Genomic DNA, 15,078 nt, shown 5'->3' on the forward strand with positions numbered 1-15,078 from the left:
TAACCTTATAGCATTTTTTTCCAAAAGTCAACAAAAAAACCTACACCAAAATCTTAATATTTGCATAAGAATTCTCCATAGCTTCTTTAATCTGTGCTGGATTTAGCCATTCCACTTTAGTAATCCCTTCCTCTTCTTGTGGCTCCAAGACCCCAGCATAAGTAGAAGTCATTTCAAACCAATAGGTGATTTTTAGTTGGAGTCGGCCATTGCGTTTAAAGATATGGTAGGTCGTTTCTAAAGGTTTTACGATTTTCAACCCATTGACTTTGGTTTCTTCTTCCACTTCACGTAAGGCAGTATCTTCTATACTTTCGTTGTCCTCGATTTTCCCTTTGGGCAAATCCCATTTATCGTTGCGATAAATAAAAAGAATGTCGCCGTTACTATTGAATACCTTCCCACCGCCCGCTATGACGTTGGGCAATTTTTTCAGAAATGATTTTAGGAGTTTATCTTCTTTTTTACCAATAATCCGGATACCCTCCAAATCCGTCGTGTTAAGCTCTTTAATAACCTTACCAATATTAACGGTACTCATGAGATAGTTTTTGAAAAGCTTTTCCTTCTTGACCTTGGTGGTCAAAATAATGGGCTTGTCATTAACAAAAATTCTGTGCGTCATTTCTTTCATGGAAGTGTTGAATTGGTAAAAATATAGTTTTTTGATTCATAGTTGCACTTTTGAAAAATATTTTCAAGAAGTTTTTGATTTCAAAATCTATAAATTTGTTTAATTTTGCAGCATGATTCTCAACAAACAAACCGCCAAAAAAACCGCTGAGCTGCTATTGCAGATTCACGCGATCAAATTACAACCAAATGAACCATTTACGTGGGCCTCTGGTTGGAAATCGCCAATTTATTGCGACAACCGGATTATACTATCCTATCCGCCAATTCGAAATTATGTGCGTGAAATCATGGCAAAGCATATTGAGCAACAGCATGGCAAACCAGACGTTATTGCTGGCGTAGCTACAGGCGCCATTGGTATTGGCGTTTTGGTCGCTGAATATCTAGGCTTGCCCTTTGTATATGTCCGACCTGAAGCAAAAGGTCACGGACGCCTTAATCAAATTGAAGGTCGAGTTGACAAAGGACAAAACGTAGTGGTCATTGAAGATTTGATCAGCACCGGAAAAAGTAGTCTTAATGCAGTAAAAGCGCTTGAGGACGCTGGTGTAAACATCAAAGGAATGGTGGCCATTTTCTCTTATGGATTTGAAGTGGCAAACGCCAATTTCAAAGAAGCTAATATCACTTTACAAACCTTAAGTAATTATGAATCGCTTTTGGAGCAAGCTTTGGACACTAAATATATCACCAGTAAAGAACAGGAAATTTTGGCCGATTGGAATGCCAATCCTAGCGAATGGAATGCCATTTGAGCTAGTGAGGTTGTAAAGTTGCTTGTCGTTTAGTTGATGCAACTGAAAATCATACAACGTTAAAAAATAAACATTTATCCGTCCGGTGTATTTGCGCAGGCGGAACAAAACATAACAAAACCATGAATTTAGAGTCACCAAAAGTAAATCTTCAAAAGAGTCCGCAGGAAGTCTTCGATTTTTTGTCTGATGTCAAGAATTTTGAACAATTAATGCCTGAAAACATCAGTAAATTTGAAGTTTTAGGCGACGATAAGTTTTTATTTGCCCTGAAAGGCATGCCTGAGATCATATTGAAGAAAAAAGAAAGCATTGCTCCTAACAAAATCGTTCTTGGTGCAGCAGGAGGAAAATTGGATTTTTCTTTAACTGGCGACATTCAAGAAACAGACGACAATCAGAGTGATGTGAAATTGACCTTTGCAGGCGACTTCAATCCAATGATGGCCATGATGATTAAAGGTCCTATTTCAAAGTTTATTGAAACCTTAGTGACTAACCTGTCTAAAGCAGTTTAGTACATCAGTACGACTTCCTTAAAGTCAAAACTTTTTATGATGTTGTCCTCCACCCTGATTAATAGGTTTCCCAATTCGGAAATTCCAACAATATATCCCAAAAACAACGCACCTTCAGCATTTCTAAAAGTTGAAGGTTTGTTTTTTCTGAACAGATGCGATTCATAACGCGACTTCAAAAGCTTGAATTGTTTATTTTTCAAATAGTTAAAATGGATCTCAATCTGCTTTAAAACAATATTTAAAACTTCGTCCAAATCGTTGACCTGTCCAGAAAGTAATAGTAAGGAGGACGCCGATGGCAAATCTGCAAAATCTGTTTGATTGACATTAAGTCCAATTCCAATTACCGACCCTGAAATAACATTCAGTTTAATGACATTTTCAATTAGGATGCCGGCAATCTTCTTATTGTCTGACAAAATGTCGTTAGGCCATTTTACACTTATGCGCTGCAGTCCCAAACTGTTTAAGGCCTCATAAACGGCTAAAGACACGGCCATGCTGATGTAAAAGTGCTGCGCGATATTGACAAAAGAAACATCCTTAAACACGCTAAAGGTTAGGTTCTTGGCCTCTTGAGAATCCCAAACAGTTCCCATTTGACCTCGCCCGTGAGTTTGAAATTTAGCCACTACCGCCAGGCCGTCTTCGGCATTACCCGCAACACTCAACTGTTTTAAGTAAGTATTGGTAGAGTCAATGGCATCAAGTTTGATAATACGCATGTGCAAGCTTTAAATAAATTATAAATTTCTTATGAAATATAAAGTCTCAAAAGAATAAATAAAACAATAACTTTGCACAAATTTAATTTAAATTAATGGCGAAAGAAAACATTAACTCAGACGCACTGATATCCACTATTTTAGAAGGCATTGAAGACGTCAAAGGGAAAGAGATAAAAATTCTCGATTTACGGGATATTGAAAATACGGTTTGTGATTATTTCATTATTTGCGAAGGAAACTCAAACACACAAGTGAACGCTATTGTAAATGCAGTTCAAAAGAAAGTCAGCAAAACACTTAAAGACCATCCGTGGCATGTGGAGGGAAGCGAGAACGCCGAATGGGTTTTAATGGATTACGTCAACGTTGTTGTACATGTTTTCCAAAAACACATTAGACAATATTATGATATTGAAGGACTATGGGGCGACGCAAAAACAACCGTTATAGAAACTAGTTACTAAAAGAAAATTAATGTCAAAAGAAAATAAAAACTTAAACAAAAAACCGAAACTAAGTCCCTATTGGATTTACGGAATGGTGATCGCTGCGTTTTTTGCAGTTCAAATATTCTCCGGTGGTTTTGGTGGACAGGATACTAAAAAAACAACCCCTGCTCAATTTTTCGAGTATTTGAGCCATGGTGATGTTGCCAAAGTTGAAATTGTCAATAATAGAGAAGCCAAAGTTTACTTGACTGACGAAGCTTTAAAATTAGAAAAACATAAAGGCAGCAAGCCTAACAACATTTTGCCTTCTGTAACGCCGAGTCCAAATTACAAATTTGAGTTTGGAGACTTAGCGCTCTTTCAGGAGCAAATAAGCACAGTTATTAAAGACAATAACCTTACCAATACTAAAGTTACGTTTGAGACAGAGCATAACGTTTGGGGCGATTTCCTATTAGGCCTCTTGCCATTTGTATTGATTATTGGCGTTTGGATATTTATCATGAGACGGATGTCTGGTGGTGCTGGCGGTGGTGCTGGTGGACAGATATTCAATATCGGAAAATCCAAGGCAAAATTGTTTGATGAAAACACCGATGTCAAAACGTCCTTTAAAGATGTAGCCGGTTTGGAAGGTGCCAAAGAAGAAGTACAAGAAATTGTAGACTTCTTAAAAACTCCAGAAAAATATACTTCTTTAGGTGGTAAAATTCCAAAAGGAGCACTTCTTGTAGGACCTCCAGGAACCGGTAAAACGCTATTGGCAAAAGCTGTTGCTGGTGAAGCTAAAGTTCCTTTTTTCTCTTTATCTGGTTCAGATTTCGTAGAAATGTTTGTGGGTGTTGGAGCTTCCAGAGTGAGAGACTTATTTAAACAAGCCAAAGAAAAATCACCATCTATCATTTTTATTGATGAGATTGACGCCATTGGACGTGCCAGAGGTAAAAACGCCATGTCAGGTTCTAACGACGAGCGTGAAAACACCTTGAATCAGTTATTGACTGAAATGGACGGTTTTGGAACCAACACTAACGTGATTGTTCTTGCTGCAACCAACAGAGCTGATATTTTAGATAAGGCCTTAATGCGTGCTGGTCGTTTTGACAGACAGATTTTTGTTGATCTTCCAGATATCGTTGAACGCAAGGAAATTTTTGAGGTGCATTTAAGACCGATCAAAAAAGGCGAAGATTTAGACATTGATTTTCTTGCCAGACAAACACCTGGATTCTCTGGGGCTGATATTGCCAACGTGTGTAACGAAGCGGCATTAATAGCAGCTAGAAAAGGCAACAAATCTGTAAACAAACAAGATTTCTTGGATGCTGTTGACAGAATTATCGGCGGACTTGAAAAGAAAAACAAGATCATCACTCCAGATGAAAAACGCGCCGTTGCGTTCCACGAAGCGGGACACGCAACCATAAGTTGGATGTTGGAACATGCTGCGCCTTTAGTGAAGGTAACTATTGTACCAAGAGGAAGATCATTGGGTGCTGCTTGGTATTTGCCAGAAGAGCGACTTATTGTAAGAACAGAGCAAATGCTCGACGAAATGTGCGCTGCTCTTGGTGGCCGTGCTGCCGAGAAAGTAATTTTCGATAAGATTTCCACTGGTGCTTTGAGTGATTTAGAAAAAGTCACAAAACAAGCCCGTGCTATGGTTACGGTGTATGGATTGAGTGAGAAAGTAGGAAACTTAACCTATTATGATTCTTCAGGACAATCTGAATATGGTTTTTCAAAACCTTATAGCGAAAAGACTGCAGAGTTGATTGACGAGGAAATTTCTGTGATTATTGAAGAGCAATATGCTCGCGCCATCAAAATTCTTGAAGAGAATAAAGATAAACTGACCGAATTAGCAGAAGAATTACTTGAAAAAGAAGTCATTTTCAAGGACAATTTAGAACGTATTTTTGGCAAGCGTCCTTACGAAAAAGTGATTTTAGAAACGGCAAAACAAACACATCCAATTACCACAATTCAAGATATTGAAGTACCGGTTGAAGACATCCCAAAAGATGAGCCGTTAATTTAAATAAAAATTTCAAATTCATATAAAAAACTTAAATTAAACCTTTGTTAATTTAAGTTTTTTTATATTTGAGGAAACCATTAGTAAAATCAGGTTAATAGCAACCCATTCATGAGTCTATTTCGTAAAATTTTCGGCTTAAAATATACGCCAGAAGATAAAATAAAAAGCGAAGAGAGAGGCAAGTATATGCCAGAGATTAAACTACCTATAGACGAAAAATTTACTATAAATTTTAAGGCCAATGGTGGAAAATTCCTGTATTGTGAGAATATGGGAGAAGTCCATAAATCTTTACATAACATTCTTCAGGAGAACGATTGGGAAGGCATGAACGTTTTCTTATTAGATACAAGACTTAAAGATTTATTCAAGGATTTTGATCTTCCGATCACCAGAAAACCTGAAGAAGGTCAATATTTCCTTTCTACTTGCGAATATTTAATAGCCGATGATGGTTCTTTATTGATCTCTTCCAATCAAATTGCGGAAAAAAAATTAGGCGATCTACCTGCTAACTTTATCATCTACGCAACAACTAGTCAGTTTGTTGAGAACATTGGTGAAGGCCTAAGAGGCATTAAAAATAAGAATAAGGATAAAATCCCAACTAATATTACCACCATCAAACATTTCAAGACTATAGAAGATAAAAACTTTCTTAGTTATGGAAGTAGCTCAAAAAACCTATATTTGCTGCTTCTAGAAGATTTATAATGGAACTTTTCACTTTATTTCATGGGAAACCACTATTTGAAAGGCGTCATCTGTTATTAAAAACCTACTAAAATTTACAGATGAAAGAACTTAGTACGAGAGCTATTTCTGGCGCTATTTATATATCATTGCTGATACTCTCCATTTATTGGCAATATCTATTGGTCGCTCTTTTTTTCGTATTTGGGATTATTTGCATGGCCGAATTTAAAAAGCTAATTCAGCTAGAAAGCAAAGCACCTTATATTGTCTTTACCCTGATGTATGCTAGTTTTAGTGTGTGGGCAATCGTCCCTGGATTGGATGCCGGTTTTAACGAAGCCATAAAAATACTTCAGGTCCTCACTATTTTTGTCCAGCTATTTTTAATCAAGGATTTATTTTCAGAAAAGACCATACCACTGTTTGAAACCAAGCGTTATATTCTTACCACATTTTATTTGGCCAGTGCTTTTGTTTTTTTAATCTTGATTGCCAATAACGATAAGATATTCACGCCAATGCTATTGCTTGGAGTATTTGTATTGATTTGGATAAATGACACCGGTGCCTATTTTGTAGGTAAGAATTTTGGGAAACAAAAACTATTTCCAAGTGTCTCGCCTAAAAAAACCGTCGAAGGCTTTATGGGCGGCTTATTTTTTGCCTGTTTAGCAAGTTATTTTATCGCTACATTTACAGATACTTTAGATTTCACAAATTGGCTCATATTAAGTATTATTGCAAGTGTATTTGGGACTTTGGGCGACTTGATTGAGTCCAAGTTCAAAAGGCAGGCCGGAGTCAAAGACAGTGGCGTGATTATGCCAGGACATGGCGGTTTGCTAGATCGGTTAGATAGTATTATTTTTGCTGCACCATTTTTTTATTTATTTTTAAGACTATTCCCCTATGTTTCATAAAGAAGGCCATAAAATTGTAATGATTACGATTGCTCTAGTTGTAATAGCGATCATGAGTATTGATTATTTTGTATCAATAGAATGGTTAAGAACCACCTTAATGCTCATTGTTGTAGCGTTTTTCATCATCATTCTTCAATTTTTTAGAAATCCAAAACGTATTGGAACCCTGCATGATCATCATGCCCTCTCCCCTGTTGACGGTAAAGTTGTTGTGATTGAAGAAGTTTTTGAAAAAGAATTTTTCAAGGATAAACGCATTCAGGTTTCCGTATTTATGTCACCAATAAACGTCCATGTGACGCGCTACCCAATTGGAGGAAAAGTAGTTTTCAGTAAATACCATCCTGGAAAATTTTTAGTTGCGTGGCATCCAAAAGCGAGTGAAGAAAACGAACGTACTACAGTTGTGGTTGAAAACGAATTCTTCGGAAAAGTACTCTATCGTCAAATCGCGGGCGCCTTGGCAAAACGTATTGTTAATTATGCTATAGCAAATGATGACGTCAAACAAGGAGCAGATTCTGGATTCATTAAATTTGGCTCGAGAGTAGATTTATTTTTACCTTTGGATTCAGATATTAAAGTAGTACTTAATCAAAAAGTAAAAGGTGGTGTAAGTGTTATTGCCGAAAGAAAATGATTTCAGAAGACAGTTTAGATATTGAATTTAAGGAAGCTGTAGATCGTATCAATAGCTATACAAAGCCTTTCCCTGCCGATTTGCTACTGCGCCTCTATGCGTATTATAAAAAAGCAACGAATAACTATAAAAGTCCTAAGGGTAATAAACCCATGATTACAGCATTTAAGACGAATGCGCTATTTCAAGTAAAGAATGTTACTCCTGACGAGGCCAAACGCATCTATATAGATTTGGTCAATAATTATTTTTTATACGGAAAGTAAGATTAAGCGTTGGTTTAAATAACTTCCATAAGGCAATTATTCCCTAAGTTATATTTGAATATATTTGATTTGAATAGTTACCCAGAGAAATGAGTAGTAGCATTTTAAATTAAATACCTATGACTTCTAAACTAATTTTTAAAAGAGATTATCTACTTTTACCAATCCTCAGCCTACTCTAATTTTTAGCTATAAAAAATGTCATTCCTGCGTTTATATATCTGCTGATTGCGCTTTTAACAAGCATCTATTTTTTCCCAATAAAATTATTCTTAAGATATGATTCCACACCGTCTAACAACAAAAGGAGGATTGTGGTATTGCTTTCATATTTTATTATTAGCAACATCATAGCTCTGTCAGCTTTGGTGGCTTTCCAGTCTGATTTGGGGTTCATTCGTACCGGAATATCTTTTTATGGTCTTATAAATTTTGCCTTCCTCATTTATTTTCACAGGACAGAAAAAGGCAGTTATAACTTTATATAGGCCTGTTGCACTGTTGTCTTGACTTCAGCAATAATTGGTGTTTAATTAGGATAAAAAAATAAGCGGTATCATCACAATTAATAATACTGCTTTAAATCTTTTAATCCCTTATCAAAGGTAACGTGCTGCAACGTAATAAACCTTCTTGTTTTGCTATTTCAGCATATGGCACTTCTTCCACTGTAAAACCATTATTGCGAAGCCAAGTATTCAATCGCGTAAAATTTCCTTCTGAAATAACAACGTCTTCTGCAATAGAGAAAATATTGCTATTCATATGATACATCTCTTCACGTGTGATGTGAAATAGGTTTTCCTTCCCAAACAAATTGACTAAGTACATATAATCACTTTCTTCGCGAAAGCCACTTTTATAAATGATACCTTTATTTTTTCCAACTGGTTGAAAGCAACAATCCAAATGCAGTGCATTATCCCTTGGCTCAATTCGCGATTTTACCAAATCAAATTCCTTGACAATTTTATGGGGAAATAATTCCTTTATATAGTTGACGCCTTCTATATTGGTGCGTGCTGTAATATAATCCTTATAATCACTGCCTTTATAAGTCCCAATAAAAATATGATCATTCCATAACATGACATCGCCACCTTCAATATGAACTTCCTCTGGTGGTCGGACAACTTTTTCAGGATCGATTTGCTCAATAACATACTGAATGGCCTCCAATTCCTTTTCCCTGTCAGGCAGGATATTAGCTTTAATTAAAAGGTCATCAATAACAAAAGCAATGTCCCTTGCAAAAATTTGGTTATAATTTTCGATCAGTTCTGGACGATAGATCTTCACATCATATTTTTCAAAAACTTTGGCTACCGCTTCCATTTCCTCCGTCATATCAGCTTCCACAGGATAAGTTCCCGCTTTAATATGCTCTAATGACTTTGGATCATAGGCTTCTTCTGCTTTAGGTGTCGGTCCGTTGCTAACGGCAGTCCCCAAAACCACAGCTCTTAATCGGGATGTTTCGTTCTTAATATTCAGTTTTAGCATGTTGTAAAGTATAAAAAAAGCTCCATCTTTAAAAATGAAGCTTTGTTGTATTAATCTATTCTATTTAACGTTTTTCAATAGCTTTAAAAGGCCTCAATGTTGCACCAACATATATTTGTCTTGGTCGTCCTATTGGCTCTTTGTTCAATCTCATTTCTTTCCATTGAGCAATCCAGCCTGGCAGACGTCCTAAAGCAAACATTACCGTAAACATATCTGTTGGGATCCCCATAGCTCTGTAGATAATTCCTGAGTAGAAATCCACGTTAGGATAAAGTTTACGATCCACAAAGTACGGATCTTTCAAAGCTTCTTTTTCCAAAGCTTTAGCAATATGAAGAATTTTATCTTCCACTCCTAAATCATTCAATACTTCATCGGCTGCCTTTTTGATGATTTTTGCTCTTGGGTCAAAGTTTTTGTAAACACGGTGTCCAAAGCCCATCAAGCGGAACGGATCCTCTTTATCTTTAGCTTTCGCCATGTATTTATCAGTATCACCACCATCAGAATTGATAGCTTCCAACATTTCCAAAACCGCTTGGTTAGCACCGCCGTGAAGCGGACCCCAAAGTGCAGAAATACCTGTAGAAAGTGATGCGAACAAACCTACATGAGATGAACCTGCTATTCTTACGGTTGACGTAGAACAGTTTTGCTCATGATCGGCGTGAAGGATTAAAAGTTTATCCAACGCATTTAATACGATAGGATTTACTTTATAATCTTCATTCGGTTGTTTGAACATCATTTTAAGGATGTTCTCAACATAGCCTAAGTTTTTATCGCCATAATCCAACGGCAACCCATTCTTTTTACGGAAAGTCCATGCCACAAGCACTGGGAATTTACCTAAAATTTTAACAATGGCTTTGTACATATCTTCTTCAGAATTGACATTTACTGAAGATGGATTAAAAGCAGTCAGTGCACTGGTAAGTGAAGCAATCACACCCATTGGATGCGCCGATTTTGGGAAAGCATCCACAATTTTACGGATATCTTCATCCACAACGGATTGTGACTTGATATCTGCATGGAATTTTTCCAATTCTACTTTGGTTGGTAATTCACCAAAAATGAGAAGGAAAGCTACTTCAAGAAAATCCGCTTTTTCGGCCAATTCTTCTATTGCATACCCTCTATATCTCAAAATTCCTTGTTCACCATCCAAAAATGTGATGGCACTTTCACATGAACCGGTATTTTTAAACCCTGGGTCGAGTGTAATAACACTATCTGTGGTGGTTCTTAAATCACTGATATCGATGGCAACTTCATTTTCGGTGCCTACGACGAGAGGAAATTCATATTTTTTACCTTGTATTTCTATTGTAGCTTTATCGGACATATATATTTTTGTAAGTTATATTTAAAATTACAGATCATCGTTAGTGGATGATCGGAGTCACGAATTTACAAAATATATCATGATATAGAAAAGAACTTAACAAGCATTTTAACAATCTTAGAATATATAAAAACTATAGGAAAATCTATCTTTAAGAACGAATTTACATAAGTTTTTTATTTTTGTGTACACCGCCAGAACTGCAAATATATTAATATGGTTTTTCCTACTTATGTTGGTTTTGGTACTTGTAAGAAGAGCCACAAAAGAGGAATTGTATTCGGCGGAAATTACACTCAATTAATATTACACCTATGAAAATCAGTATTAGCTCCATCTTATTCTTTCTAATAATTACGAACAGCTATTCACAAGTGATTAATGTAGAAACTTTAAGAAAAAAGACGGATTCTGCCAAATGGACGGGATCAATAAGTTTAGATGCCAGTTTAATCAGGAACAAGAATAATATTTTCAAAATCGCGACCAAGTCGGATATTCAATATAATAACAAAAAAGAATTATGGCTATTTGTAAACGATTTAAAGTTTGAAAAAGCGGCAGGAGAATCCTTCGTGAACAAAGGAACACAGCACTTGCGGTACAATCATAGAATTACGGAAACGATTAAAATGGAAGCCTTTGCCCAAGCGCAATATGATGCCATTTCAGAAATTGATTTTAGAGGATTGATAGGCCTTGGTCCACGATTTAAACTAACCTCCAACGAAAATTATCGTTTTTATCTGGGCACATTGGTCATGTACGAATATGAAAAAGCCTCAGACCTTGCCGAAAATAGAATTCATAAAGATTTCCGTGCAAGCACTTATCTGTCTTTTAGCCTCTATCCTACGGAAAATCTCGGTATTATCAGCACCAGTTATTATCAGCCACGATTGGATGCCTTAAACGATTACAGACTCTCAAGTACGACGAGTGTCTTGTTTAAAATTCAAAAGAATCTTGCTTTTAAAACAACCTTCATTTATAATTTTGATGCGTACCCTGTTGTGACCATACCACAATCGCAATACGAGCTAACAAATGGGCTTTTGTTTACGTTTTAACACTCAAGGTGAATTTTGTTTGAAGTTCGTTTCCGTAAATATTGATGTTCAACAGTTTCTACAAACACAATGTAACCATTTTTTTACGATTTAAAATTTAATCGTAAAAGTACAAGCAACCTTCATTACCATAAAAAAAGGGTTAGATTTCAAAAAAATCTAACCCAATTATTTACTCTTACCTTAAAAGGTAGCTGAATATTTATTTTACTTTAAAAGCTCTTACCCCAGGAAAGTAAGCCACATCTTCCAACTCCTCCTCAATACGTAGCAATTGGTTGTATTTGGCCATACGGTCACTACGTGATGCTGAACCGGTTTTAATCTGTCCGCAGTTTAAAGCCACAGCTAAATCAGCAATGGTGTTGTCTTCTGTTTCACCTGAACGGTGCGACATTACCGAAGTATAACCCGCATTATGTGCCATATTAACCGCTGCGATAGTTTCAGTCAACGTTCCGATTTGGTTGACTTTAATCAGAATAGAATTCGCAATGCCGTTTTCAATTCCTCTTGATAATCGTTCTACATTGGTTACGAATAAATCGTCACCTACCAGTTGTACTTTATCGCCGATCTTTTCAGTCAAATATTTCCAGCCTTCCCAGTCGTTCTCATCCATTCCATCTTCAATAGAAAGGATTGGATATTTAGCGGCCAGTTCTGCCAAATAATCGGCTTGTTCTTTACTGGTTCTTATTTTTCCAGAAGCGCCTTCGTATTTTGTATAATCATATTTTCCGTCCACATAAAATTCTGCAGCAGCACAATCTAAAGCGATCATTACGTCATCACCTAAAGTATAACCTGCTTTTTCAACGGCTAATTTAATGGTATCCAAAGCATCTTCAGTTCCCCCAGCCAGATTTGGTGCAAATCCACCTTCATCGCCCACAGCAGTACTCAAACCTCTGTCGTGCAATACATTTTTAAGATTATGGAAAATCTCAGTTCCCATTTGCATGGCATGTGTGAAATTTTTCGCTTTTACTGGCATGATCATAAATTCCTGAAATGCAATAGGGGCATCAGAATGTGAGCCACCATTGATGATATTCATCATTGGCACAGGAAGCGTATTGGCAGAAACGCCACCAACATATCTGTACAAGGGCATGCCCAACTCATTAGCAGCCGCTTTAGCAACCGCTAAAGACACTCCTAAAATGGCATTGGCACCCAGTTTTGATTTGTTTGCAGTACCATCCAAATCAATCATCATCTGGTCCACTTTATTTTGTTCGAATACTGAAGTTCCCAATAATTCTTGAGCAATTACTGAGTTTACGTTTTCAACCGCATTAAGAACGCCTTTACCCATAAAAGCTTTTCCACCATCTCTAAGCTCTACAGCTTCATGTTCTCCCGTAGAAGCCCCAGAAGGCACCGCAGCGCGTCCAAGGACACCGTTTTCTGTAATGACATCTACTTCAACAGTTGGATTACCACGTGAATCAAAAATTTGTCTTGCATGAATGCTAATGATGATACTCATTGTTATAATATTTAAAGTTAATATTCTATTCTTTATTACTATTAATTAATTTCTATTGGGACTATGCAGAGTGACCTAAACCACCACTGCCGCAAGCCACGCTAATTTACGAAATACTTACTTGGAACTCCCGCTCCAGTTTCTGAATTACATTTAAAATCTGCGATAATGTTTGCGCTATAAGAAAACCTCAAAAAAGATGCTGTTTTTTTGAGGTTTCGTTACTATTTTTTTTGCATGTTTTCTATAAACTGATCAAACAGATAAGACGCATCATGTGGACCAGGACTGGATTCAGGATGGTATTGTACAGAAAACACATTTTTTGATTTCATACGTAACCCTGCAACGGTATTATCGTTTAAATGGTTATGTGTGATTTCAATGTCTGGATGTTGTTCTGTTTCTTCTCTATTGAGTGCGAAACCATGATTTTGAGATGTGATTTCACCTTTTCCTGTCATCAGATTTTTAACTGGATGATTGATCCCTCTATGACCATTATTCATTTTATAGGTTGAAATGCCATTAGCCAAACCAATGATTTGATGGCCAAGACAGATTCCAAAAAGTGGTCTATTGTGTTTGATAATTTCCTGAGTTAAAGCAATGACGCCGAGCAATGGTTGTGGATCTCCAGGGCCGTTGGAAAGAAAGAATCCGTCAGGTTCAAAAGCATTCATCTCCTCATAAGTGGCATCGTATGGAAACACTTTAATGTAGACATCCTTTTTGGCCAAATTGCGAAGAATATTCTTTTTGATGCCTAAGTCCAACGCAGCAACACGGTAGGTCGCCTTTTCATTACCTACAAAATAAGGATCTTTGGTACTCACTTTTGAAGCAAGTTCCAAACCTTTCATTTGTGGTACTTCAGCAAGCTGCTTCTTTAACCCTTCTATATTGTCCACTTCCGTAGAAATGACCGCGTTCATGGCGCCATTATCGCGAATATAGCTTACTAAAGCACGGGTATCCACATCGGAAATAGCAAGGAGATTGAATTTATTGAAGAATTCCTCCAAAGAACCATCAGCTGCAGGTCGTGAATAATTATAACTAAAATTCTTACAGACCAAACCTGTTATTTGAATGGAATCAGATTCCACTTCTTCAGCAACAGTTCCGTAATTACCCAAATGTGCAGTGGTAGCGACCATTATTTGACCAAAATACGATGGATCTGTGATCACTTCCTGATACCCCGTTGCACCGGTGTTAAAGCAGATTTCGCCAAAGGCTGAACCTTGTTTTCCTATTGATTTACCGTGGAAAATAGTGCCATCTGAAAGAAGAATGATGGCTTTGTGTCTTTTAGTATATTTCATTCTAATTATTATGAGATTCCCGCCTTGATTTCGATAGGCGCAATGCAAGCGCAGGAACAAAGTTTTGCAAAATTGCATAAAAAAAAGGATAAACTAAAACGTTTATCCTTTTTATATTATAAATGATTACCCATTTATTCTTCTTCCTCGTTGGTTGCTTTTTTATCAACAACTGGAGCAGCAGTAGTGGCGGCAGTACCTTTAGCGGCAGCAGCAGTTGCGTCAACAGTATCGTCAGCTTTTTTAGCACGACCTCTACGAGTTGTTTTCTTTTTAGGTTGCTTATCTGCATTGTAGATTTCGTTGTAATCTACCAATTCGATCATTGCCATATCAGCGTTATCCCCTAAACGATTCCCCAACTTGATGATACGTGTGTATCCTCCTGGACGGTCGCCAACTTTTGGAGCAACATCTCTAAACAATTCAGCTACCACTTCTTTTTGTCTCAAACGGCTATAAACAATACGTCTGTTGTGCGTCGTGTCTTCTTTTGACTTTGTAATCATTGGCTCAACAAATTGCTGTAAAGCTTTCGCTTTTGCAACCGTTGTGTTGATGCGCTTGTGCTCAATTAAAGAACAAGCCATGTTTGCCAACATTGATTTTCTGTGTGCCGTTTTACGACTTAAATGGTTGAATTTTTTTCCGTGTCTCATGACATTTTAAATTTGAC

General features: G+C 36.9%; 16 protein-coding genes. 9 read left to right on the forward strand and 7 right to left on the reverse strand.

Annotation, left to right across the window (positions count from 1 at the left end):
• Window positions 1–40: 40 nt before the first annotated feature.
• Window positions 41–625 (reverse strand): NUDIX hydrolase, encoded by a 585-nt coding sequence (locus ACOH2D_RS02475; protein ID WP_348038390.1) that lies wholly within the window; start codon window positions 623–625, stop codon window positions 41–43.
• Window positions 626–746: 121 nt separating this feature from the next.
• On the opposite strand from ACOH2D_RS02475, the gene pyrE reads away from it, so the two are divergent.
• Entirely contained in the window at window positions 747–1,391 is a 645-nt protein-coding gene (gene pyrE / locus ACOH2D_RS02480) for an orotate phosphoribosyltransferase (protein ID WP_449534280.1), read from the forward strand.
• A gap of 122 nt (window positions 1,392–1,513) precedes the next feature.
• On the forward strand, window positions 1,514–1,909 hold the full coding sequence (locus ACOH2D_RS02485; RefSeq protein WP_348038394.1) for an SRPBCC family protein: 396 nt from the start codon (window positions 1,514–1,516) through the stop codon (window positions 1,907–1,909).
• On the opposite strand, the gene ACOH2D_RS02490 is transcribed toward ACOH2D_RS02485, so the two are convergent.
• Window positions 1,906–2,637, reverse strand: a complete 732-nt coding sequence (locus ACOH2D_RS02490) for a biotin--[acetyl-CoA-carboxylase] ligase (RefSeq protein ID WP_348038396.1) — start codon at window positions 2,635–2,637, stop codon at window positions 1,906–1,908. The two genes, ACOH2D_RS02485 and ACOH2D_RS02490, sit on opposite strands and share 4 nt — an antisense overlap.
• 95 nt (window positions 2,638–2,732) lie before the next feature.
• On the opposite strand from ACOH2D_RS02490, the gene rsfS reads away from it, so the two are divergent.
• From rsfS to ACOH2D_RS02520, 6 genes are all read left to right on the forward strand, one after another.
• A complete protein-coding gene (rsfS, locus tag ACOH2D_RS02495; RefSeq protein ID WP_348038398.1) occupies window positions 2,733–3,104 on the forward strand; it encodes a ribosome silencing factor in 372 nt (123 codons plus the stop codon).
• A 10-nt stretch (window positions 3,105–3,114) separates the two neighbouring features.
• On the forward strand, window positions 3,115–5,130 hold the full coding sequence (ftsH, locus tag ACOH2D_RS02500; RefSeq protein ID WP_348038400.1) for an ATP-dependent zinc metalloprotease FtsH: 2,016 nt from the start codon (window positions 3,115–3,117) through the stop codon (window positions 5,128–5,130).
• A gap of 108 nt (window positions 5,131–5,238) precedes the next feature.
• Window positions 5,239–5,844 carry an LUD domain-containing protein gene (locus ACOH2D_RS02505; protein ID WP_348038402.1) on the forward strand — a complete coding sequence of 202 codons (606 nt, stop codon included), beginning with the start codon at window positions 5,239–5,241 and terminating at the stop codon, window positions 5,842–5,844.
• Window positions 5,845–5,924: 80 nt separating this feature from the next.
• Window positions 5,925–6,746 carry a phosphatidate cytidylyltransferase gene (locus ACOH2D_RS02510; RefSeq protein WP_348038404.1) on the forward strand — a complete coding sequence of 274 codons (822 nt, stop codon included), beginning with the start codon at window positions 5,925–5,927 and terminating at the stop codon, window positions 6,744–6,746.
• A complete protein-coding gene (locus ACOH2D_RS02515) occupies window positions 6,736–7,389 on the forward strand; it encodes a phosphatidylserine decarboxylase family protein (RefSeq protein WP_348038406.1) in 654 nt (217 codons plus the stop codon). Before ACOH2D_RS02510 ends, ACOH2D_RS02515 begins: the two co-directional genes overlap by 11 nt.
• Complete coding sequence (locus ACOH2D_RS02520) at window positions 7,386–7,655, forward strand: acyl-CoA-binding protein (RefSeq protein ID WP_449534281.1); 270 nt, start codon at window positions 7,386–7,388, stop codon at window positions 7,653–7,655. Before ACOH2D_RS02515 ends, ACOH2D_RS02520 begins: the two co-directional genes overlap by 4 nt.
• Window positions 7,656–8,243: 588 nt before the next feature.
• Here ACOH2D_RS02520 and ACOH2D_RS02525 read toward each other — a convergent pair.
• Entirely contained in the window at window positions 8,244–9,158 is a 915-nt protein-coding gene (locus tag ACOH2D_RS02525) for a dimethylarginine dimethylaminohydrolase family protein (protein ID WP_348038410.1), read from the reverse strand.
• 64 nt (window positions 9,159–9,222) lie between these two features.
• The gene (locus ACOH2D_RS02530) at window positions 9,223–10,509 is read right to left on the reverse strand and encodes a citrate synthase (RefSeq protein ID WP_348038412.1); all 1,287 of its coding nucleotides are present in this window, start codon (window positions 10,507–10,509) and stop codon (window positions 9,223–9,225) included.
• A gap of 314 nt (window positions 10,510–10,823) precedes the next feature.
• Here ACOH2D_RS02530 and ACOH2D_RS02535 point away from each other — a divergent pair, with 314 nt between their 5' ends.
• Window positions 10,824–11,579 carry a DUF481 domain-containing protein gene (locus tag ACOH2D_RS02535; RefSeq protein WP_449534282.1) on the forward strand — a complete coding sequence of 252 codons (756 nt, stop codon included), beginning with the start codon at window positions 10,824–10,826 and terminating at the stop codon, window positions 11,577–11,579.
• 202 nt (window positions 11,580–11,781) lie between these two features.
• On the opposite strand, the gene eno is transcribed toward ACOH2D_RS02535, so the two are convergent.
• The 3 genes from eno to rplQ all read right to left on the reverse strand — a co-directional run bounded on the left by eno (window position 11,782) and on the right by rplQ (window position 15,061).
• A complete protein-coding gene (eno, locus tag ACOH2D_RS02540; RefSeq protein WP_449534283.1) occupies window positions 11,782–13,074 on the reverse strand; it encodes a phosphopyruvate hydratase in 1,293 nt (430 codons plus the stop codon).
• Between the two features lie 224 nt (window positions 13,075–13,298).
• Window positions 13,299–14,402, reverse strand: coding sequence for a glutamine-hydrolyzing carbamoyl-phosphate synthase small subunit (gene carA, locus ACOH2D_RS02545; RefSeq protein ID WP_449534284.1), 1,104 nt, complete (start codon window positions 14,400–14,402; stop codon window positions 13,299–13,301).
• A 134-nt stretch (window positions 14,403–14,536) separates the two neighbouring features.
• Complete coding sequence (gene rplQ / locus ACOH2D_RS02550) at window positions 14,537–15,061, reverse strand: 50S ribosomal protein L17 (protein WP_449534285.1); 525 nt, start codon at window positions 15,059–15,061, stop codon at window positions 14,537–14,539.
• Window positions 15,062–15,078: the final 17 nt, after the last annotated feature.

It is taken from the genome of Gelidibacter sp., assembly GCF_053579655.1.

Coding starts and splice junctions, on each gene's coding strand:
- ACOH2D_RS02530 (WP_348038412.1), bottom strand. CDS start 10,509: ATGTCCGATAAAGCTACAATAGAAATACAAGGTAAAAAATATGAATTT.
- ftsH (WP_348038400.1), top strand. CDS start 3,115: ATGTCAAAAGAAAATAAAAACTTAAACAAAAAACCGAAACTAAGTCCC.
- ACOH2D_RS02490 (WP_348038396.1), bottom strand. CDS start 2,637: ATGCGTATTATCAAACTTGATGCCATTGACTCTACCAATACTTACTTA.
- rplQ (WP_449534285.1), bottom strand. CDS start 15,061: ATGAGACACGGAAAAAAATTCAACCATTTAAGTCGTAAAACGGCACAC.
- ACOH2D_RS02535 (WP_449534282.1), top strand. CDS start 10,824: ATGAAAATCAGTATTAGCTCCATCTTATTCTTTCTAATAATTACGAAC.
- pyrE (WP_449534280.1), top strand. CDS start 747: ATGATTCTCAACAAACAAACCGCCAAAAAAACCGCTGAGCTGCTATTG.
- ACOH2D_RS02525 (WP_348038410.1), bottom strand. CDS start 9,158: ATGCTAAAACTGAATATTAAGAACGAAACATCCCGATTAAGAGCTGTG.
- carA (WP_449534284.1), bottom strand. CDS start 14,402: ATGAAATATACTAAAAGACACAAAGCCATCATTCTTCTTTCAGATGGC.
- ACOH2D_RS02515 (WP_348038406.1), top strand. CDS start 6,736: ATGTTTCATAAAGAAGGCCATAAAATTGTAATGATTACGATTGCTCTA.
- rsfS (WP_348038398.1), top strand. CDS start 2,733: ATGGCGAAAGAAAACATTAACTCAGACGCACTGATATCCACTATTTTA.
- ACOH2D_RS02505 (WP_348038402.1), top strand. CDS start 5,239: ATGAGTCTATTTCGTAAAATTTTCGGCTTAAAATATACGCCAGAAGAT.
- ACOH2D_RS02510 (WP_348038404.1), top strand. CDS start 5,925: ATGAAAGAACTTAGTACGAGAGCTATTTCTGGCGCTATTTATATATCA.
- ACOH2D_RS02485 (WP_348038394.1), top strand. CDS start 1,514: ATGAATTTAGAGTCACCAAAAGTAAATCTTCAAAAGAGTCCGCAGGAA.
- eno (WP_449534283.1), bottom strand. CDS start 13,074: ATGAGTATCATCATTAGCATTCATGCAAGACAAATTTTTGATTCACGT.
- ACOH2D_RS02475 (WP_348038390.1), bottom strand. CDS start 625: ATGACGCACAGAATTTTTGTTAATGACAAGCCCATTATTTTGACCACC.
- ACOH2D_RS02520 (WP_449534281.1), top strand. CDS start 7,386: ATGATTTCAGAAGACAGTTTAGATATTGAATTTAAGGAAGCTGTAGAT.